The organism is Neoalteromonas facilis (genome assembly GCF_002807665.1).
Taxonomy (GTDB): domain Bacteria; phylum Pseudomonadota; class Gammaproteobacteria; order Enterobacterales; family Alteromonadaceae; genus Alteromonas_E; species Alteromonas_E facilis.
In genome coordinates this window covers 893,624-915,863 of sequence record NZ_PEAY01000001.1, presented here as the reverse complement: position 1 = coordinate 915,863, position 22,240 = coordinate 893,624, and the positions used below count along the sequence as shown (strand labels likewise).

The 22,240-nt window shown below is 45.5% G+C and carries 17 protein-coding genes; 5 read left to right on the top strand and 12 right to left on the bottom strand.

The genetic code is table 11. The features are described from left to right. Nucleotides 1-2: 2 nt before the first annotated feature. From CSH93_RS04130 to asnS, 8 genes are all read right to left on the bottom strand, one after another. On the bottom strand, nt 3-2,306 hold the full coding sequence (locus CSH93_RS04130) for an efflux RND transporter permease subunit (protein ID WP_100641927.1): 2,304 nt from the start codon (nt 2,304-2,306) through the stop codon (nt 3-5). A 305-nt stretch (nt 2,307-2,611) separates the two neighbouring features. Next, on the bottom strand, nt 2,612-5,770 hold the full coding sequence (locus tag CSH93_RS04125) for an efflux RND transporter permease subunit (RefSeq protein ID WP_100641926.1): 3,159 nt from the start codon (nt 5,768-5,770) through the stop codon (nt 2,612-2,614). Between the two features lie 12 nt (nt 5,771-5,782). After that, a complete protein-coding gene (locus CSH93_RS04120; RefSeq protein ID WP_100641925.1) occupies nt 5,783-6,940 on the bottom strand; it encodes an efflux RND transporter periplasmic adaptor subunit in 1,158 nt (385 codons plus the stop codon). 206 nt (nt 6,941-7,146) lie between these two features. After that, on the bottom strand, nt 7,147-8,241 hold the full coding sequence (locus CSH93_RS04115) for a GGDEF domain-containing protein (protein WP_100641924.1): 1,095 nt from the start codon (nt 8,239-8,241) through the stop codon (nt 7,147-7,149). A gap of 5 nt (nt 8,242-8,246) precedes the next feature. Further along, complete coding sequence (locus CSH93_RS04110; protein WP_100641923.1) at nt 8,247-8,852, bottom strand: PqiC family protein; 606 nt, start codon at nt 8,850-8,852, stop codon at nt 8,247-8,249. Beyond that, nucleotides 8,845-10,497 carry an intermembrane transport protein PqiB gene (gene pqiB, locus CSH93_RS04105; protein WP_100641922.1) on the bottom strand — a complete coding sequence of 551 codons (1,653 nt, stop codon included), beginning with the start codon at nt 10,495-10,497 and terminating at the stop codon, nt 8,845-8,847. Before pqiB ends, CSH93_RS04110 begins: the two co-directional genes overlap by 8 nt. Further along, the gene (locus tag CSH93_RS04100; RefSeq protein ID WP_100641921.1) at nt 10,490-11,614 is read right to left on the bottom strand and encodes a paraquat-inducible protein A; all 1,125 of its coding nucleotides are present in this window, start codon (nt 11,612-11,614) and stop codon (nt 10,490-10,492) included. Before CSH93_RS04100 ends, pqiB begins: the two co-directional genes overlap by 8 nt. A 151-nt stretch (nt 11,615-11,765) precedes the next feature. Further along, nucleotides 11,766-13,163 (bottom strand): asparagine--tRNA ligase, encoded by a 1,398-nt coding sequence (gene asnS / locus CSH93_RS04095; RefSeq protein ID WP_100641920.1) that lies wholly within the window; start codon nt 13,161-13,163, stop codon nt 11,766-11,768. 141 nt (nt 13,164-13,304) lie between these two features. Here asnS and CSH93_RS04090 point away from each other — a divergent pair, with 141 nt between their 5' ends. Further along, nucleotides 13,305-13,742, top strand: coding sequence for a hypothetical protein (locus tag CSH93_RS04090; RefSeq protein WP_100641919.1), 438 nt, complete (start codon nt 13,305-13,307; stop codon nt 13,740-13,742). Between the two features lie 9 nt (nt 13,743-13,751). On the opposite strand, the gene CSH93_RS04085 is transcribed toward CSH93_RS04090, so the two are convergent. The 3 genes from CSH93_RS04085 to CSH93_RS04075 form a co-directional block, all read right to left on the bottom strand. Continuing rightward, on the bottom strand, nt 13,752-14,258 hold the full coding sequence (locus CSH93_RS04085) for a hypothetical protein (protein ID WP_100641918.1): 507 nt from the start codon (nt 14,256-14,258) through the stop codon (nt 13,752-13,754). Then, entirely contained in the window at nt 14,242-15,876 is a 1,635-nt protein-coding gene (locus tag CSH93_RS04080) for a Na/Pi cotransporter family protein (protein WP_240615477.1), read from the bottom strand. The genes CSH93_RS04085 and CSH93_RS04080 overlap by 17 nt, the downstream gene beginning before the upstream one ends. Nucleotides 15,877-15,947: 71 nt before the next feature. Further along, on the bottom strand, nt 15,948-16,961 hold the full coding sequence (locus CSH93_RS04075) for a serine hydrolase domain-containing protein (RefSeq protein WP_100641917.1): 1,014 nt from the start codon (nt 16,959-16,961) through the stop codon (nt 15,948-15,950). A gap of 101 nt (nt 16,962-17,062) precedes the next feature. On the opposite strand from CSH93_RS04075, the gene CSH93_RS04070 reads away from it, so the two are divergent. Next, nucleotides 17,063-17,719: a hypothetical protein gene (locus CSH93_RS04070; RefSeq protein WP_100641916.1), complete on the top strand. Its 657-nt coding sequence runs from the start codon at nt 17,063-17,065 to the stop codon at nt 17,717-17,719. Between the two features lie 36 nt (nt 17,720-17,755). Here the strand turns inward: CSH93_RS04070 and bioA are convergent, their stop codons facing one another. Then, complete coding sequence (gene bioA, locus CSH93_RS04065) at nt 17,756-19,030, bottom strand: adenosylmethionine--8-amino-7-oxononanoate transaminase (protein ID WP_100641915.1); 1,275 nt, start codon at nt 19,028-19,030, stop codon at nt 17,756-17,758. Nucleotides 19,031-19,134: 104 nt separating this feature from the next. Between bioA and bioB the strand changes: the two genes are divergently transcribed. Genes bioB through CSH93_RS04050 form a run of 3 tightly spaced genes read left to right on the top strand, consistent with a single transcriptional unit; the run spans nt 19,135 to nt 22,237 of the window. Then, nucleotides 19,135-20,241 (top strand): biotin synthase BioB, encoded by a 1,107-nt coding sequence (gene bioB, locus CSH93_RS04060; protein ID WP_240615476.1) that lies wholly within the window; start codon nt 19,135-19,137, stop codon nt 20,239-20,241. 5 nt (nt 20,242-20,246) lie between these two features. Then, entirely contained in the window at nt 20,247-21,419 is a 1,173-nt protein-coding gene (locus CSH93_RS04055) for an aminotransferase class I/II-fold pyridoxal phosphate-dependent enzyme (RefSeq protein ID WP_100641913.1), read from the top strand. Beyond that, nucleotides 21,416-22,237 carry a methyltransferase domain-containing protein gene (locus CSH93_RS04050; protein ID WP_100641912.1) on the top strand — a complete coding sequence of 274 codons (822 nt, stop codon included), beginning with the start codon at nt 21,416-21,418 and terminating at the stop codon, nt 22,235-22,237. Before CSH93_RS04055 ends, CSH93_RS04050 begins: the two co-directional genes overlap by 4 nt. Nucleotides 22,238-22,240 lie beyond the last annotated feature (3 nt).

The window sequence follows — 22,240 nt, the reverse complement described above, 5'->3', positions numbered from 1 at the left end:
CCTTATTTAACTGCACTGGGTGAAGATTGACGATCTTTATCGAATATAAGCAGAGCGGCGGGCAAGAATATCAAGTCGACGATGAGAGCGACAACAATAATGATGCTGGTCAGCATGCCCATGTCCTCGTTTAAAGCGAACGTCGACAAGGTTAATGTGGCGAAGCCTAAGGCTAGGACCACCGTTGTGATGAGCAACGCCCGCCCGACACTATTGAAGGCATATCGTACACTGTCTTCTGCGCTGTCTCCACGTTTGCGTGCATAATTATATTTGGTGAGAAAGTGCACGGTGTCGTCAACAATAATGCCCAATGTCATACTCAGCACCACCGACAGGGCCATGTTGATTTGTCCTGAAATCAATGCCCAGATACCAAAGCCTAAACCGGCAGGCAGCATATTCGGCAACAAGCTTATCACCCCCATGCGTAGCGATTTTAAGGCAAAGATCAGGAGCCCCGAAATGAGTACCAAGGCGAATAATGTTCCTTTAATCATACTTTGCATATTGGTTTCACCAACATGCGCAAACATCAATGGTGGGCTGGCGGCTGTTATCCTTAATTCAGGCGCGAGGCGCGTAAACCAATCGATGGCACGCTGTTCGAATTCAACAAACTCCTTACTGCCTAAATTTTGCATGGTCACCATTATGCGCGTGGCAGATTTATCAATGTCCACTTGGTTATTCAAATCGAGGCCGTAGGGCAATGACATTTCAAACAACAATAGGTATTGGGCGGCGAGTTCTTTTTCGTCGGGCAAGCGATAATAATCAGGATCATCATCGTGCATGTTTTTATTCAGGCGTTTCATTGTATCTGACAGCGTCGTGACATGGTCTACCTCGGGTTGACTGCGTAGCCAGTCCGCAAATGCGGCAATCACCGTGAGGTTTTTAGGACTATTGATTGCGGACGCTTCTTCTGTGTACACACCAAAATCAGCGGTAGACATGCCACTGAGGTTGTTGGTTTGGAAATCGGCAGCTTGGCGGAATTCGCTGGCGGTATCAAAGTATTCGACCGCAATGTCATTCAGTTCATTGGTAAATGCCAAGGCAATGGCTGCAACAAAGGCGATAATGCTGTAAGGCAAAATACGCTTATGTTTACTGATCACCCAATTGGCCAATATATCGGTCCAAGTATCTTGTTTTGTGCGAGTAGCTGGAACTCGAAGCCTCACAACCATGAGAAATGATGGCAAAAATGTCAGAGATAACCAACAGGCGAGTAGCATGCCAAATGCTGTAAGATTGCCTAAGTCATTTAAAATCGGAACCGCGGAAAAGTTCAATGTTAGGAAACCAATGGCAGTCGTGACAGAGGTGATAACAACGGGCATTAAGTTAATATCGAGGCTGTAACGCAGTGCATCCTCTTTGCTCTTGCCTTGCTGCATGGCGTAGAACATAGATGCTATCACGTGAATGCAATCAGCCACTGCAAGTGTCATGACCATGGTGGGAACATTTACCGTTGAGATACTTAAGAAATAGCCCGTCCATCCAGCAAATCCCATTGTTGCCACAATAGAAAAGGCCACGACCAGCAGCGTTGCCAATGTGCTTAACAGCGAGCGCAGCAATATCCACATCACGACGATAATGGTTAAAAACATTAACGGGATAAGGGTTTGAGCATCGTCATTGGCGGCTTCTTGGAATGCATTGTTAAGCATTACCATGCCGGTGTGATAAAACTTATGGGTCGGATATTGTTCAGCATATTGGTCGGTCAACTTGCGGACAAACTGATAAATAGCGGTCACTTCTGGCGTTTGATCGCCATCGGGCAGCTGAACCGTAATATTGATCACCGCCACATGACCTTCACGTGACACCAACCTTCCGACTAGATTGGGTTCTTTCATAGCGACGGCTTTAATAGCGTTGATACTTGCGTCATCTAAATTTGCCGGGTCCTCAACCAGGCTTTCCACTATTAAGTCGTCATACTCGGCATAGGTGTGCTGAAAGTTGGCAATTGAATCGACTCTTGTAGAGAGTGGCGTTTGCCATGATGCTTCGGTTAAGTCATGAATAAGCGTTAAGGTTTCAGGCGTGAAAACATTACCACTCTCTGGGGCAATGATGATGCTGGCGTTTTCATTCTTATTAAAGATGTTCTGCATTTCTTCAAATGCTAAACGCTGAGGATTGTCGTCTTGGAAGAATACTTTGTAGTCGCCGCGGAAATAGAGGTTTTGCGCACCAATAGCCAGCGCTACTAACGCGATTACATTAATCAAAAGTACCCACCAAGGGTGATTGATTACAAAATCCATCCAGCGCTGCTTCATTTCCAGATCCTTTTTCTACCGAGCATCAACATTACACATCGAACGTCTTTTAAGTTCAATCTCTTGGGCGGGTTAATTGTAGTCTATGCTCGTCGTTTGAAAAGGGAAATGAAGTCAGTTAGCGAAGATAAAGAAGCGGCGATATAAAGCGGCTCATCAGAATGGTTTGGTCGTGGTGAATCGACTGGGTACGTACAGTAACTCGATAAAATGAGACGGTGATGGGGTATTAAGGTTTTGTAGAGATTCAAAATCGAAAGAGCAACAGGGCGTTGGCCAGATTGACCAACGCACCTATTAAGGGGTTACTTGCCAGCGTTTGCAGAGGCTGCTTCCAGCGCGCTGCCTTGCTCTGGCTCGCTTTTACTCAGGCGGCGCTTAATAGCACTGAAGGGCTTGCGTAAATCCAATAGGATCAAATACAAACAAGGTACCAATATTAAGGTGACCAATGTTGCATACATTACTGCGAATCCTAGCGCTACCGCCATTGGCACAACAAAGGCTGCCTGTAAGCTGGTTTCAAACATAATTGGTAGTACGCCCGCAAAGGTTGTAATAGAGGTTAGTGTGATCGCTCTAAAACGCGCACATCCAGCTTCCAATACAGCTTCTCTTACGGAATACCCTTGTTCTCTGCGTTGGTTAACAAAGTCAGTCATAACAAGACTATCGTTGATCACAACCCCTGCAGCGGCTATCAACCCGAAGAAAGACATCATGCTAAGGTCAAGACCCATAAAGAAGTGCCCCCAGATAGCGCCTGTTAAGCTAAACGGGATGACCGACATGATGATCAGTGGCTGACCATAACTCTTTAATGGCACTGCAAGTAGGATGTACACCATGATCATACCTGCGATAAAGAACAATACCTGCTCATTTTGCTGTGCCTGTTGTTCTTTAATGTCACCGCCAAGTTCGGTCTTGACTCCCGGGAACTGCTTAAATAACTCAGGTAACAGTTTTTCTTTGATGTCTTCTACGACTTCATTCGGTTCGACTAAACGCTCATCAATGGAACCCCATACGTAAACGCTCTGATAGCCTGCCTCACGGCGAATATAGCTGATCCCCGGTGTTTCGGTTAATTCGACAACGTCACCTAACATGACTTCGCGTCCAGCTGGCGTTTGAATGACCGCATACTTCAATGACGAGAATTGTTCCCGCGTTAGACGTGGGTAACGCACCATTACGCGTACTTCTTCGCCGTTTCGGATCACGCGTTGCGCTTCACCACCAAAGAAGCTGGTACCGACTTGATTGGCAATGTTAGCCAAGTCTAAACCCAGATCATAGGCAACCGGTTTCAAACTCATTTGAATCTCTTTGCTCGCAGGGTCGATAGTAGAGCTCACATCAAACAAGCCTTCCTGTTGCTGCAACATCGCAATAAATTGACGACCAGCGGCATTCAACGTGGCTAGATCGGGACCAAATAACAAGTATCCAAACTCACCGTTGTCACCACCACCGTTAACGTCATCTTGAACAACAAAAGACTTCATACCGGGAATAGGAGGGATAGCTTCACGCCATCTACGCGCCAACTCGAAGGTATCAAACGGGCGCTCATCTTCATGCACTAATGGCACTACGATGCGCGCATCTGTTCGACCACGGTTGAACGCGAGTAAATCGCGGATCATGCCAGTTCCGTGCTCTTGAATAGTATCTTCTTCAATTTGCCAAATAACGTTTTCGATAATTTGTAACGCTTCAATCGTAGCGGTGTCGGAAACCGTTTCATTCATCTCAATGCGTACGCTTGGGAAATCGTGCGGTACTTTCGGATTGGGCACGGTCCTGACGTAATTGGCGTTTATTAAGCCAAAACTAATAGCCAATAGCGCGATGAATGTCATTAGTGTCGCCCAGCGCCACTCTAAGCATCGTGCGACGAAATTACGGTAAGGACCGTTTACGAAACCGAAGAAGCGTTTGTTAAACCGAGCACGCCAACTGGTTGGTTTAACCGGCGGAAATTTAGTGTGCGCGATATGTGCTGGCAAGATTAATTTGGATTCAATCAAACTAAATGCCAAACATAGGATAACCACCACTGAGATATTGTAGAAAAACGTACCTTCTGGGCCTGAGCTCATTGTCGCGGGGGCGAACACGGCAATTGTGGTCAATACACCAAAGGTTGCTGGTTTCGCTACCCGTTTGGCACCGCGTACGACGTTATCTATACCACCGCCTTTGCTCTCTACTTCAGTGTAGGCACTTTCACCTATGACGATGGCATCGTCGACCACAATCCCCAATACCATGATAAAAGCGAACAACGACAAGATATTAATACTGACGCTGAAAGCTGGCATTAGCATAACGGCACCAAGGAAACATACCGGAAGCCCAACCATGACCCAAAATGCTAAGCGGAAGCGTAAGAATATAGTCAACAATAATGCTACAAGGATTGCCCCTTGGAACAGGTTACTGAGCATCATGTCTAGACGTGCATTGAGGTAGTAAGTTAGATCGACTAAAACCTTTATTTGGGCGCCGTCAGGCAATGTTTGATTGCGCTGTTCGATATATTGCTTAACGCTTTCTGCAACCGGTATCGTATTCTGTGTTTTAGTGGCTTTAACAGCCATCCACATGGCGTTTTGGCCGGAATATTTGAAGTAGCGTTCACCTTCGGTAAAACCATCGGTCACTATGGCCACATCACCTAACAATACACGTGCGCCGTTTGCACCGATCTTAATAGGGATTTTCTTAAACTCTTCACCGTTGTAGATTTGATTTTCGACGCGGACAGAGATGATCCCGGCATCCGTGCGTAATTGTCCCGCTGAGATGTTGGCTGAGAAACGGCGAATAGCCTGGGTTACATCATTGATCGTAACGTTGTATTTGCGCAGCATTTCAGGTTGTATTTCCACCGCGATTTCATCATCGGGTGCGCCCATTTCAACCAAAGATACATTGCTTAATTGCAATAACTCAGTTTCGACTTGCTTAGCAAGCGCTTTTAACTCGGGTAATGGCAGATCACCCACAAGCGACATTTCTAATACATCTTGACGGAATTCAACCTGAGAAACCGTTACTGGTTCCATATCGGCAGGGAAGGTGGCAATACTGTCGACACGCAACTTCACTTTATCGAGTACATCGGTGAGGTCTTCATCAGGGTGGATTTCTAATGATACCTGCCCACTGTTGCGATAGGCGCGAGACACGATGCGCTTGATTTCAGTGACGTCTTTTAACGCTTCCTCAATTTTAATTAAAATCGATTCTTCAATCTCTTGCGGTGAGGCACCGCGATACTGAGCACTGACATTGATATAGTTGATTTCGACATTGGGGAACATCTGACGCTGGATAGTGAAGTAACTTACCAGCCCCATGATGAGTATAAATACCATCAGTAAGTTTGCCGCAACTGAGTTGTGGGCAAAATAGGCGATGATGCCGCTTTTAGTTTCGTTATTTGCGTTCATATTTATACCCTATTAGTCTGAGCTCGCCGCAACGGTAGGCGTGTTTTCATCGACTACTATGACTTCCATACCGTTTTGTGGGTACTCTGGTAATGTCATGATAATACGGTCACCATTTGTAAGCCCCGCTTTTACAAGGAAGAAATCTCCTTGTTCACGGATCACATCAACACGGCGTTTTTGCATTTTGCCTTCGTCGTCTAAGGTCCAAACGATATTGTTGTTGACCAAGTCTTGCTTCACTTTAAATACGTCCTGCAATACAGAGCCATCGAAGCTCACTTCGACATAATTACCGAACTTTAACGGCGTAACATCACTATTCAAACCATAAGGGTCAGGGATACGAACCACTAAGTTTGTCATTCGAGTTGCTTCATCTACAATACCCAGATCGCGGGCAATTACACCGCTGCGTGAAATCGCATTACGGCCACGGGTGATTACCTGTGCGGGCTGGCCTGCAAGGGCTGCAGGAAGGTATTCATTGTCAAAACCCGCGATAGGGAATACAACCTCTGCAATTTCAATGTTATGCAGGGTCGCAACACTTGCGCCGGTTTGTACGAATTGACCGACACCAATGTTGCGGCTTACGACAAGCGCGTCATACGGTGCTGTAACGTTGGTATTATTCAGGTCGCGCTTGGCAATGCGCAAACGCGCTTCCGCTGATTTAACACTGGCTTCAGCGCTCATTACTTGGGGTTTTCTTAAATACAGATCACTGACTTGTTTGCTTGATAGCGCTTTGGCTTCTTTTGCAGCCACTTCAGCGCGGGCTTTTTCCTCAATTAGCAATGCTTTTGCTTGTGAAAGTTCGGCCTCAGCTTGCAGCAACGCAGATTCGTAAGCGTCTTTCTCTATGGAAAATAGGGTTTCGCCGCGTTTAACAATACCGCCTGCAACAAAGTTAGGATTCCACGTCACAACCTCGCCCGATACTTGCGCCGATAGGTTAGTGCTCTCAAGCGGTTGAACTTCACCAAAGCTTTCAATTGTGACCGTATAGTCAATAGCATTGAGTGTTTGCGTTCGCACTGTAGGGCGGGTGTCTTTGAGTTCTTCTTCCTTTTCTTCGGGGGCGCTAGCCTCGATGCTAAATTTGAGCCCAACACCCACTACCAAAATTAGGATTGGGACTAGAATTTTAACAAATAGCTTATTCATAACAGTGCATCATCAGTGATTTAATTCCAGTGCATATACTAACTGGCTGAAGAAAAAAAACGATCAATCAAATGTAACGAACTGTTATTACATTTACATAAATTCGGCTTTTATAAACCGGGGTTTATTGCGTACTTTGGGGGAAACTAACGAGTATTGATTGTTAGGCGCTTGGTGAGTTTCGGCTAATCATTTAAGTAGGTAACTCATTCCCAAATGACTTTGTTTCGACCTTGCTGTTTCGCAATATATAAGCGTTTATCGGCTAGATTGATCGCTTCGTCAATGGTCGTATCTGGCGTGACTTCAGCTAAGCCTATACTGATTGTGACATTGAGTTTCGCGTTGTTGACGGAGATCGGATGAGATTCAATGTAGTGTCTAATCTTCTCAGCTACATCCTTTGCATTTGATGCATTTGTCATCGGTAATAGCAGTAAAAATTCTTCGCCGCCCCAACGAGCTAATAGGTCTTGCCCACGTACAGCTTGTCTGAGGTAATCTGAGATTTTGCACAGCACATCATCGCCCGTATCGTGTCCAAAGCTATCATTGATTTGTTTGAAATTATCCACATCAGCAAGCAAAACAGTAAAGGCCTGACCATCACGGACCGTGCGTTGATACTCATGTTTTAACTGTTCATTTAGATTCCGCCGATTCGGTAATTTTGTTAATTGGTCGTGCAACGCTTGTTGCTCAAACTCATCTCGTAAAAGCCTCATCGCTTTGAAGCTTTGTTCTCGGCTGTATTCGTATAATGCTGACAAAAAGATAATGGTGGCAAAGGAATACAAAAGCCGTGTTTTAAACTCATAGCTGTAGTTGGCAGCCAATAAAGCGTTATCTGGATAAAACAACACGATACTGACACATAGTGTGAAACCAAGGTTGGCAATCAAGCCTCTTTTAAACCCGCCTAAAAACATACATACCGGCGGCACCAAGTACATCCACAATGGACCCGTATTATTGTTCCCGCCGGTGATCACTAAATACAACGTCAGTACCATCAAACAGCATTGTAGAACGGTTGATGATATCAGCTGATAGAAGCGTGTCGGACGAACCACCTGCAATGTGCGTGTGGTGACGAACAAAAAACTTGCAGCGACCAGTGAGACGGCTAAAGGCCAATCGCCAGCTAAAGCCGCTCTTGCGAAGAGCAAAAAGGTAATGGTACTGCCAATAAACGCAAACAGATTAACGATAACGACGCGCCGATTGGTGTCATCGTCGAATCTATCGGAACATCCCGCATTTACGTAGTTGATACACGCTTGTTGAAAGGCTGCCAGCATGAATGCTATCGCTTCCCACTTATATGTTTATTTTCGGCAGCAACAAGTATGTCTTGTGCAAGCATACTGACAGACTCCCTTAATTTGTTAACTGCATGTGAATAACCATCTTCTTCCATTATCAGTCGATAATCAAATAAGTGTGGTGTTGAAGTATCGATTTGCGCTGAATACCAATACCCGCTCATGACCACTTCACCACTTGAGAGAGGCATGAAATGTTCAATTACGATGGCAATACTGAAATGAGGTTCGTGACTTGCACGCTCAAGTAAATTGCCGTAGAACGCCTGAAAACGATCACTGCGGCGAATATTCTTAGCCAGTAAATTGCCAATATCGTCTTCTAACGGTTGTGCCCATAAATGCTTAGTTGCGAGTGATAGCGTCTCATCATTGTTTTGCATGACTAAGCTGCGAGAACGAAGATGTTCGGGCAGTGATACCGTGTCGATGATGATAATCGGCAGTTCATTGTGGGCTTGACGTTCTGCAGGGTGTTGTACACTGTCGAGCAAATAATAATGCAGTGTAACGGGTTGCGATGAGCAGCCCATCAGCCCCATTAGAATAAGCATTGTGCCGATTGAAACCAAAATAAGCTTATTCATCACGTTTCCTCAGAGGTTGGGGATCTTCTTCAGTGTTATCACCAAATACCAGGCTATTGGGTTTTTCATTGAGTCTATTGAGTACGGGCTGAAGCTCAATTAATGCCTGTTGAATGGCTCGCATGCTATCGTTGATATTATTGTACGAGCGGGACCCTTCAGAATAATCTTGCATCAGCGCTTGTACCTTCTGGCTGATCGCTGCGATTTCCTGATTCAGCGCGGCGACATCAAGCTCGTTGATTTTATTATTGAAATTGTCACTGGTGTTAGCAACGGAGTCTGCGGTTGCTGACATGTCGTCCAACATTGTTTGAATATCAGCCGCGAGCTGATTGAACGGCACACTATTGAGTTTATTCAATAACGCATCTATCTTCTGCGTGATTTGAGTAAATTCATCTGAAGCACTCGGGATCACGTCATAGCCAAACAGGGATATTTGCTCCGCTTCAGCAGCGTTTTCTACGTGCTGTAAGTCTACATACAAGGCGCCGGTCAGGATATTGCCCATACGTAAAGTGGCGCGAAGATCGTGTGACACCCAATGTTTCATTTGCTCACGCACGAATGCTAGCCCTTGCTCATTGTCAGGTTGCCGCACTTTACCGGGGTAAATATTGATCAGCACCGGTATGTCATATCCCTCATCCAATATTGTACCCGGCATGGCATCTTGCAGGTTGATCGCCAGTACTTCGCCGATTTCAATCCCTCGATATTCAACGGGAGCACCAACCGTGAGACCACGTACGGTTTCATCAATCAACAATAAGAATTCGGCAGCATGTTTATAGCGCTTGTCGGTCGCAGCTTCAAAGGTTGGGTAGATATCAAAAAATGCACGTGTGGTTATTTGCTCACCGGGCGCAAGACCGGGAGGGATACCAAAGGTGATGCCATTGGTTAGCAGGGTTTCCAAGCTGCCACTTTCTACACTGACACCGGTTGAGCCTAATTTGAATTTAACACCACTGACATTCCAAAAGCGTGTATTTTCAGTAATAAGCTTGTGATAGGGCGCTTCAATAAAAGCATTGTAATAGACTACACGCTCTTCAACGTTAAAGAACGTATCTTCGAACTCGCCGACTTTAAATCCTTTGTAAATGATGGGATCGCCTTCTTTGAACGCAAATTCGTCTGCACTATTCAAAGTAATGTGCAGGCCTGGAGTTCCAGGCGGTGTTGCTGGTGGTCGACTTAGGCCAATAAAATCGCTACGTTCCTGACCATTCTCTGCTGCGGCCATAGCGATATAACTGCCTGACAACAGGGTATTGAGCCCCGATACTCCACTGATAGATATACGCGGCGAAACAACCCAGAATTCGGTGTCAGTGGTGAGCAAATCTTCCACCGATTTATCCATACGTGCGGTAACAATTACGCCATTTAAATCGGGTTTAAGATCGATTTTTTTAACGATACCAACGTCTAAATCTCGCGCTTTGATCGGCGTTTTGTTGACTTCAATTCCGGTAGCCGACTCCAAAGTGATAGTGATAAGTGGCCCTTGATTTGCCCACTGCTGCACAACCATCCATACACCAATAAGCAGCGCAATAAGCGGGATAAACCATACTTTTGAAAAGCGGGCGGCTGGTTTTACCGCGGCGCTGTGAATATCTGTTTTGTCATTCATGAGTGTAACGATACCAAATAAGTCGGCTGTCAAAGGTCATAGCAGCTAGCATAGTAATAAAAACCACAGCACAAAACGCGATGACCGCTGGGCCAGGATATATTGAAAGTGTGTTGCCTAACTGAATCAGTGCTACCAATATGGCGACTACAAACACATCTATCATTGACCATCTGCCGATTAATTCAGTGATACGATAACTAAAGGCTCTAATGCCTGAAAGGTTTGATTGTTGCTGTTGCACTGAATAATTAAGCCACGCCAATACAATCATTTTAACAATCGGCACGATTACGCTGGCAATGAAAATGACGCTTGCCACAGGATAGGAGCCATTTTCCCACAAGGTTACAACGCCTCCAATGATGGTGCTGGGTTCATCATTTCCCAGAACATTGGTGTGCATGATCGGCAGTAGGTTCGCAGGCACATAAAATAATACGGCAGTGACCAGCAACGCCCATGTGCGCTGAATACTGTAGACTGCTTGTTGCGGGTCTAAGGGCTTTTCATGGCCTGCATAAAAATCACTCAACCATATTTGCACTTCGTTACGCTCGTAATATAACAAGGTAAACGCGGAACACACCGTAAACGCAATATAGGCATAAAATGACATGCCGAAATAGATATCGGCCATTGACGTTATTTTGATAAGGCTGACTAAGGTTCCCACCAAAAATATCTCAGCCATGCTCCAAGGTAATAGTCGGTTAACCCAAACATGGATACGGTAGTTACTGAAGCTGGGCTCGCCATATTGATATTGGTATTCTAAATAAGCGATCCCCAGCAATGATAGGCCCGGCAAAATTAACGTTCCTAAGGCCGTAATAACCGCTAAAGAGGTGTAGTCATTCTCTGATAATGTGATTAAACCTGCAAAAAGGTCCATGGTGTGTTGTTGACCACTGGCGCGGAATAACAAAAAGTCAAAGGGCACAGAAAGCGATAGAAAGATTAGCGCGGATAACGCAAATGCGAGGGCATAAGCCGTGTGATTGTCTCTTTGAGCTAACAGCTGATTGCCACAGCGTGGACACATGGCGCGTTCACGGTGTTTAAGGTCTGGCAACTGAACACGCAGGTTACAGTGTTCGCAAAGCAATTCGGCCATATCCACGCTGGTTTTTGTGGTTAATCGTACTTATGAGCATAGAATATACTGTGCGACTAAACCAGCATATTTGTATGCTATTCAGTTGCTTAACACTTATTATTGAGCGTGTGATAATAAAAAGCCGCACTCTTGTGCGGCTTTTGGAAACTCAGTAGTGGGCATTTCCTGGCGTGCGAGGGAAGGGGATTACGTCTCTTACGTTTTGCATACCCGTTACATAGGCAACTAGACGCTCAAAACCTAAACCAAAACCACTGTGAGGTACCGTACCGTAGCGGCGTAAATCGCGGTACCAAGCATAGTCTTCCTGATCAAGCCCCATTTCTGCCAAACGCTTGTCAAAAACATCTAAACGTTCTTCACGTTGTGAGCCACCAATGATTTCGCCAATGCCGGGTGCTAGGATGTCCATTGCAGCAACGGTTTTGTTGTCATCATTTATGCGCATGTAGAACGCTTTAATGTCTTTCGGGTAGTTGCGCATAATAATCGGCGCACCGACGTGTTCTTCCGCCAAGTAGCGCTCATGCTCCGATGACAAATCAACGCCCCACTCGACAGGGAACTCAAAATCTTTGCCACTGGCTTTAAGGATATCTATGGCATCGGTATAGTCCATGCGCACGAATGACGTATTCACTACTTTTTCTAAACGTGAAATAGCATCTTTATTGATGCGCTGAGCAAAGAAGGCCATATCATCAGCGCGCTCTTCTAGCACAGCCTTAAAGACATACTTGAGCATATCTTCTGCCAACTGAGCAATATCATCCAGATCAGCGAATGCCACTTCTGGCTCAATCATCCAAAACTCAGCTAAGTGGCGGCTGGTATTGCTGTTCTCCGCTCTAAAGGTTGGACCAAAGGTATACACTTTAGACATCGCACAGGCGAACGTTTCTACGTTCAATTGGCCAGAAACGGTCAGATAGGTTTCTTTACCAAAAAAGTCTTGTGAGTAATCCACATTGCCTTTGTCATCTTTGGGGATATTGAGCATATCAAGCGTACTGACGCGGAACATTTCACCCGCACCTTCGGTATCACTGGCAGTGAGTATTGGTGTGCTGATCCAAAAATAACCGTGCTCGTGGAAAAAGCGGTGAATAGCTTGAGATAAGCAGTTGCGCACACGAGTTACTGCGCCAATAACATTAGTACGGGCGCGCAAGTGTGCATGTTCACGTAAAAACTCTATGCTGTGGCGCTTTGCTGCCATCGGATAGGTGTCGGGGTTTTCGACCCAACCATTAATTTCTACCGTTTGCGCTTCCAGCTCAACCGATTGGCCTTGCCCTTCTGATTCTTTTACAGTGCCAGTTACCGTTAACGAGCAACCTGTCGTAAGCCTCTGAATATCGGCATAATTCGATAATGTATTGAGTGCAATAACCTGAACAGGATCAAAACAGCTGCCATCATGCAGCGCGATAAAAGACAGTCCAGCTTTCGAGTCTCTGCGGGTGCGAACCCAGCCTTTCACAGTGACAGAATCACCAATTGCGAATTGACCCTTTAGCACGTCAACGACAGGGGCGTGCGACATATATTACATCTCCATTAAACAAAGGCGAAAATCAAACCCCGTAGTATACTGATCCCACATACTTATACCAGCACAGATAGCGGCTAAAACGTTATTGACGCCAATTTTTTTGAACGCTGAGGCAATGAAAGTGATAGACGAATGGATACGAGTAAATTGAAGCCATCTTCAGGCAAAATTAGTGACGAAGAATATTTGAAAATGTCAGGTAGGGACCGACGTACCCTGCCCAGAATGCAAGATACCCTGTATCGCATTGCGATTGGTCTCAATATTATTGGCTGGGTTTGTCTTGTCGCGGCTCTTATTATTTTCCATTTTGCCCGTCCCGAGTTAGCTGCAGGGCTACATGAATACTTTAATATTGAAGTTCGCGATAGCTGGAACGTGGAATATGTGGATTGGTTAAATCTTTTACTGCAAGGTTGTTTGGGGTTAAGCTTAATCAGCGTCTTGTTAAACCAACGTCGTTCTAGACGAGCAAGCGACACCAAGGGCTTTAGTTTTCTATTGCTAGTGATTATTGTGGTGGTTAGCTTTCTGACCCTACAAATTACTGTTATTGGGTCTGTTACTTAAATAGCTTGGTTATGCTAAACGTATCACGCCGCTTGTTGCACTCCGGTCTCCAATCAACCAAATACACTCAAACGGATGGTCTTCTGGGATATCGATAAACGCTTGTTGTGACAACAGTTCAACAGGGCGCCAATCAGGGTGGACATTGCGGACCACCAACCACACTTTTTCGCTGTGATAGTGCTTTTCCGCTTTTTGTTTCAATATGCGTTTTAATGCTGCACAAAGGCGCTGTTGTGTATCACCTTCAAGCATTAGTTGTTGTAGCTCGTATCGCGTGCTGTCGGTTAGTGTACGCCCGAGTATTTTCATGGCTTCTTTTTCGCTGCCATATAAATGCGCAATCTCTATATCAACTTTGTCATTGCCAATTTGACAGGTTACGTCCGGTTTTGCTGGTTGATTCGGTTTTATCAGGCGGCATTGCACGTCATAAGACGTGGCGTACCAATCTAGAAAGACACTCGCGGCTTCTAACTCAAGGGCTAGTTTTTCTGACTCACTTGCTCGACTCATCAGCGACTTCTTGTTCTGCATCTGGGACTAGTTTGATATTTAAATTAGCAAAGTTGGTCAGTTTGTCTTTCAGCCTTTGTGAGTAAGTCACAAAATTGATCAATGCGGCTGCGTCTTTGCGTGCGGGGTCAAGCATCAACAACAGCAAAGAGCGATTGGCGTCATTGATTTCTTGTTGCATTGCCTTGGCTTTTTCTTTCAAAACCACTTGGTCTTTAACGTGTGTTTTATCGCGCATTTCCGCCGCAATTTCGTCAAAGTATTCCAAGGTTTGAATGGAGAGACCACGAGTTAGGATCAATAGGTCACTTTTAAGTTCAATGTAGCTGCTATTGACGAAGCGTTTCGCCTCAAACAAGTCTTTGACGGAATCATGGATCTGAAATAAGTAATCAAATTGGTTTATGAGCTTAATTAACGCGCGCGACTCTACCTTTTGATTGATCAGCGTTACCGCATCGCCGAAGAAATGTTGATAGCGGGTTTTGAGAAAGTCGACGTAAGCAATGCGCTTTTCGGCGGTGTCATATAACCCTTTATAGTTGGTTTCAATGCTTAAGGTAACGGTGTTGTAGTTTTCTTGCAGAAATTTAAACAAATACTCAGCGCTATAATCGAGCTTTTGCTTTACTGTTTGCAAGGTGTCGTCTTCACTGATTGTCGGCAGCTCAATGCGTTCAAAGTCCATACTACCTTCACCCAACATGGAGTCGATAAGTCGGGTAAAGGGATTAATGAGTAGCGTAAATATAATACTGGCGGTTAGGTTAAATACAAGGTGGATGTTTGCTAGCGCTAGGGCTGGATTTTCCTCAAATTGAGACAGTTTATCGCCATAAATAAATAGCAAAGGTAAGAACAAGACAACGCCACCCACGTTGAACATAAAGTGGCTCAATGCCGCTTTTTTGGCTGCAACATCCATATTAAATACGGCAATTAAAGCCGTTGCAGTAGTCCCAATGTTCGCGCCCAAAATAATGGGGACTGCATTCTCAAGCCCAATCATCCCTTGTTGCGTAAATATAATCGCAAGCCCCGTGGTTACCGAGCTCGATTGGACTATCGCGGTAAAGACACAGCCAATCAAGATTGCGTAAATAGGGTTTTGCGGTTCGGTTAAGAAGGAAATTAACGTTTCATTGTGTTCGAGAGGCTCCAGTGTGGTTGAAATCAGGTTTAAACTGAAGAATACAAAACCAAAATAAAAAACGGCCTTACCAAATATGGATGCGCGATTGCGCAGAATGGTCATAAGGAAGCCAATCACAATAAAAAACGGTGCGAAATGGGTTAGTTTAAACGCCACTAATTGCGCGGTAACGGTAGTACCAATGTTGCTGCCAAATATGATCCCAACACTGTTTTTAAACGACAGCACGCCTGCGTTTACTAAGCCAATGCTGATCACGGATGTGGCCGAGCTCGACTGAATGAACATGGTGACGACAGCGCCAATGAGAACGCCGACGATAGGATATTGGGTAGCTGAACTGAGTGCATTGCGAAATTGCTCACCTGAGATACGCTCAATTTCCTTAGAGAAATTCTCAAGTCCAAAAACAAATAATATGACGCCAGTCAGGCCAGCAACGAATAACTGTAAATACTCCAACATGCCTCCTGTAGTGTCGGAACAGATTACATACTTAATTTAACTTAGCGCGGATTGCGCTAATTTGCAGTGATTTACGTCAATGTTTTTATAAGGTTGTCATAGGTTTGGCGTAAAATTGACTCACTCTGACCGCCAGTGGAGTTTACGAATAATATAATGACGCTATTACTCGCCTGATGATACCCCGCAATACTTTGGTAACCGGGTAGCCAACCTGAATGAGTATAAAAATAGGGATAGATTGCTTCCTCTCCAGCCTCAAATAAACTGCCATCATTTAATGCGCGGATAAAACGACCCGTATCCGCTATTGTTGATACCATAGAGCCCCCTGGAATGTCGTAACGCTGTTCAATGCGATCAATACCGCCCCAATATCCGTGCACCATTGCCTCATTGCTGGTGGTTGATTGGTGAAGCAAAGTATTGTTGAGCGATAAAGGCGTCAGAATTTCATCTTGAATGAAAATTTCATGCTCAAATCCCAACACTCTGTCCATAATGAGCCCAAGCAATAAGTAGTTGGTATTGGAATATTCGTATTCAGCGTTAGGTTCGAAATCAGCAGGCTTACCGAATACAAACGCCAATGTCTGGCTTAAATCGGTGTGCGGGTTTTCCCAACTAAATCCTACTTGACTGTCAAAATCAGGAATACCACTTCGGTGTTTTATCAGATGCTCAATAGTGACGCTTTCAAGGTTGTCGATTGAGCTAATATATTCAGGTAACCATGTTGCCACGCTATCGTTTAAGTGCAAACGTTCGCGCGCGACAAGGCGCGTAACCGCAATGGCGATGTAGAGTTTGCTGATACTGGCGATTTTAAATTGATCATGTTGCTCGATGGGAGTGAGTGATGAAATTTCACGATAGCCTGCAACATATATCTGCGCATCATCATTGCGGGTTTGGATATAGGCGAGAATGCCTGCCACATCGCTGTCGCTGGTTGCTTGATTGAGTAATGTTTGTGCATCCAAAGGTTGAGGAATAGGAGAAGGCGTGTTTGTATTGGGTGCCGAGTCTCCGCCACATGCAGACAGTAATATTACGCATAGCAAGGGAAGATAAAAGGCTTTCATCGCAAATCTCCAACAAATCGAAGAAATACCTTAAGCGCAACTTTTCGTGCTGTCTAGACTTCAACTATAATAGTGCTAGTTGATTCTATTGGATAAGTGCTTTGATACGGATCGTCATTTTTTGTCTGACACTGCTAGTACCTCAGTTATCAGAGGCCAGCGCTTATACCGTTGGCTATTACCCTCATTTTCAAATTGACAAATTCAAAACCATTGTAGAAAAGAGCTATCAAGACATTGGGATTGACATTGAATTTGTCGAGATGGCCGTTGCAGAAAGAGCCTATCTGGAATTGAATGCAGGGCACTTGGACGCAGAAGTGGCGAGAGCTAAACAGAACGCACAACATTACGAAAATGTTGTAGTGATTGAGCCCCATATCCTTGAGGCTAATATGTATTTGTTGTGCAAGCCTGAACGGGTCTGTGATACCAGTGTTTTCACAGATGAAAAAGTTTGGATTATTGCGACGCGAGCGATCACCGCTCTGCTACCAGAGGAAATCAGTGAAACGTTATCCGCTCGTTTTTATGATATGGGTAATGTTAAAAGTGTTTACAGCATGTTTGAGTCAGAACGCTTTGATTACGCGGTTATTTCAGTTGATCAAGACCAACTTCCGGCGCTAAAACGCGCTTATCAGTCACATTTACTCACTGTTGTTAAGGGCTATCACATTATCAACAAAAAGCATGCGGCTTTAGCAGACAAATTGTCAGAGGCTATTGCACGCAATAAACAGTCGATAGCGCAATAAGCCTCTTTTAATGCATACTCTCGGGGGCATGGTTGCCTAGCCGTATTGTCGCAATGTGTTGTAGATAGCTTGGGTTAATCGCTCAAGTTGAGCCTCAGTTACAATATAGGGCGGCATGATATACACCAGTTTGCCAAACGGTCTTATCCAGACCCCTGCGTCGACAAAGTGGCGTTGAAGTTCTGCAACCGGTATTGCGCGCACGGTTTCCACCACACCGATCGCTCCGAGTACACGGACATCTGCGACAACCGGTAAACTCTCGCATGCGCTCAATTGTTGTTTCAGTTGTTGCTCGATCCCTAAAACTTGTGTTTGCCATTGGTTGGATTGGATAATGGACAGACTGGCATTTGCTACTGCACAGGCAAGAGGGTTTCCCATGTACGTAGGGCCGTGCATGAAAACACCTGGCTCACCTTCACAAATGCCAAGTGCAACTTCATTGCTGCACACCGTGGCAGCCAAAGTGAGGTATCCGCCGGTTAAAGCTTTACCCAAGCACATAATATCTGGACTGATATTGGCGTGATCAACACCAAACAGTTTACCGGTGCGACCAAATCCTGTGGCAATTTCGTCACAGATAAGTAAAACCTGATAATGGTCACACAATTGACGAATGCGCTTGAGGTATTCAGGGTGGTACATACGCATCCCGCCCGCGCCTTGAACAATCGGCTCTAATATTACGGCGGCTAATTCGTGATGATGTTGTTCGAAAAGTTCTTCAACCGCTAACATTTCGTCATCATTCCAGATAGCACCAAATCGTGTCTGTGGTGCAGGCGCAAAGAGTTGCTTGTGTAATACATTCTCAAACAAGCTGTGCATACCATTGACCGGATCACACACAGACATCGCAGCGAAGGTATCACCATGATAGCCGTTGCGAGGACTGAGTATGCGGTGTTTTTGCGCTTGCCCTTGAGCTGCCCAGTATTGAATGGCCATCTTAATCGCGACTTCAACCGAGACCGAGCCTGAATCGGCCAGAAAGACTCTGTCCATGCCGTGAGGAAGTATGTCGAGTAAGGTTCTGCACAGATCAATGGCAGGTTGGTGTGTTATCCCACCAAACATAACGTGTGACATTTTATCGATTTGAGCATGGGCTGCGTCGTTCAATACTGCATTGTTGTAGCCGTGAATGGCGGCCCACCATGAGGACATCCCATCAATGAGTCTTCTACCGTCGGTTAAAACCAGCTCAACGCCTCTGGCTTCGGCGACTTCATAGCAAGGTAGCGGATTGGTGGCGGATGTGTAGGGGTGCCAAATATGGTGTTTATCAAATTCAATATTGTTCAAAATATAATCACTAGTAAATATTTATCATTGGTCAGAGTTGACAAGTCGCAAGGCGCGCTTAGACTAAGCCAGTCTTAAATAATAGTAAAGGGTATTCCATGGGCATGCAGGCTGTCACTGCCTCACTTCGCGGCGAAGTTCGACACAATTGGACGTTAGATGAGGTTAATGCGTTATTTGAACTGCCGTTCAATGATTTATTGTTCTATGCGCAGAGTGTGCATCGGCAGCATTTTGACCCCAATCATGTGCAAGTCAGTACCCTGTTATCGATTAAAACCGGTGCTTGCCCCGAAGATTGTAAATATTGCCCGCAAAGTGCTCGTTATGACACTGGGTTAGAAAAAGAGCGTTTGATGGAAATTGAGAAGGTCATTGAACGCGCACGTGAGGCGAAAGCGACGGGGTCTACACGTTTCTGTATGGGAGCGGCTTGGCGGAACCCGAAAGATAGAGATATTCCCTATGTTGCCGACATGATACGTGAAGTGAAAAAGCTCGGTCTGGAAACTTGCATGACATTGGGCATGTTAACGCGCGATCAGGCAATTGCGCTCAAACAGGCGGGCTTAGACTATTACAATCATAACCTTGATACGTCTCCCGACTATTATGGCGATATCATTACCACTCGTACCTATCAAGACCGTCTTGATACATTGGAACACGTGCGAGAAGCGGGCATGAATGTATGCTCTGGTGGCATCGTTGGCATGGGCGAAACGGCGGATGATAGATCAAGCTTGCTTATTCAATTAGCGAACTTACCTAGACAACCTGAAAGTGTGCCCATCAATATGTTAGTCAAGGTTCAAGGCACGCCACTGGATTCGATTGAAGATCTAGAACCTTTTGAGTTTATTCGTACCATAGCGGTTGCGCGGATCATGATGCCTAAATCCTATGTTCGATTATCGGCTGGTCGTGAACAAATGAACGAACAAATGCAGTCACTTTGCTTTATGGCAGGGGCCAACTCCATATTTTATGGCTGTAAGCTGCTGACCACGTCAAACCCTGAAACACATGAAGATGTGTTGTTGTTTAAGAAGCTAGGTATCAATGCACACAAGACGCGCGAATATTCTGATGAAGCACACAGCGCCGCTTTGCATGATGAAATTAATCGTAATCAAGGTGCTGACCTATTTTACGATGCGACGCAAACGTCCAGCGCCAGCGGTGCAGCTGAGGTCGCGACGACAAAGTAACCACAATGGCTTTTTCATTTATTCAGTCAGACGTTGCGCAGCGTCAAAGCCAAGCTTTGCTGCGCAAACACCATGTTATTGACCAAGAACACGAGGCACTTATCAGCGTTGATGGTAAAGCCTATATTAATTTTGCCAGTAATGATTACCTTGGCTTGCGGCAACACCCTGAGGTTTTGCAGGCATGGGTCGAGGGGCTTGAACTCTATGGCGGGGGAAGCGGTGCTTCACCTCTGGTCACCGGTTATTATCGTGCTCATCAGCAATTATCAGAAACATTAGCAGAGATGTTGGGACGCGATGAGGTGCTGTTATTCACTTCAGGCTATGCGGCAAATCAAGCCATTTGTCAGGCGTTATTTAAGCACGGCGGCGTATTACTCGCCGACAAGTTATCACATGCTTCTTTGATTGAAGCCGGTCGCAATATTACGGGCGAGTTTAAACGTTTTCGCCACAATGATATGCATCACCTTACGACTCTTTTGTCAGGTTCAGACGCTGTCGCCGCAGACAGTCAAAACCGCTTGATTGCATCAGAAGGTATTTTTAGCATGGATGGTGACAGTGCTGATGTACTGGCACTTAAAGCCATGGCAAAAGAAAACAATGCATGGTTTATGATTGATGATGCGCACGGCTTTGGCGTGATTGGCGCAAAAGGCGAGGGCATCGCAGCCAGTCAAGCGGAGCAAAGGGAATGTCAAATCGTGATGGCGACTTTGGGAAAAGCCTGTGGAACTGGTGGCGCATTCGTCGCTGGTAGTCATGATTTAATCGCGTATTTAACGAACTTCGCTCGCCACTATATCTATTCCACCGCAATGTCACCGGCACAAGCTCACGCTACGTTAAAGGCATTGCAGCTTGTGAAGGCGGGAGAACAGCGCGCGAGACTACATGAAAATATTGGTTATTTCCGTCAGCGAATGCATGACGCAGATCTTATATTGAGTGACTCTGTATCAGCCATTCAACCGGTGAAATTGGGGTCTCCTGAAAGGACCTTGGCTGCCGCGAGCCGGTTAAAGGAACTTGGGATTTGGGTAGGGGCAATGCGTTACCCAACAGTGCCAAAGGGCAGCGACCGTTTGAGGATCACGCTCAGCAGCCAACATCACAAACGGGATCTCGATGTACTTGTCGATGCGCTTTCCATTATTCAGGAGTCTGCATGACCGCTCCTTGCATACCCGCAACTGCACCGGCGTCTGCAGTAGAGAAGTCGCGTATTAGTGAGGCGTTTTCGAAAGCCGCTCAGGTTTATTCTGAACAGGCAAAAGTACAACAACGAATAGCCGATGACTTAGTCTCAATGGTCTCACAGGGTATTAACGGCAACAGTAGTTTGGATTTAGGTTGTGGAACGGGGTATGTAATGTCTCGTTTAGCACAAGCTAAGGAGCAATGGGTAGCCGTTGATTTAGCTCAGGACATGCTAAGCGCTGCACAACAACATATGCAAAATACGCAGTCAGACAGTCAGGTTAGCTATGTACAGTCCGATGCCGAATCCCTTTCTTTGCAATCGGCACAGTTTGACCGTGTTGTATCCAGCATGGCACTGCAATGGGTGCATCAACCGTCTTCAGCGATGGCGGAGATCCAGCGTGTTTTGAAAAACGGAGGCTCTGCCTATCTAGCCATTTTGCGACATGATAGCTTGCCTGAACTTCATCAAGGTTGGCAACGTGTACAGCAAGGTTATAGAGTGACGCCATTTATGGGTAGAGATATGTGGATGATGGCTGTGCAACAAGCCGGGTTGTCGGTGGTGTCGCTGGAAAAGAGGTTGTATACCACGTGGCATGACAATCTATTAGCCTTATTGCACTCGATAAAAGGGATTGGTGCAGGTAGCACTGCGTCGCAGCATACGCCGAGTATTCGCAAAGCAGACCTGCATCAATTATCGCAATGGTGGGGACTAAATTATGCAGAAAAGGGCCAGCTGCGCTTGACCTACAGCGTTGATTTTTGGCAACTAAAGAAGTAACAG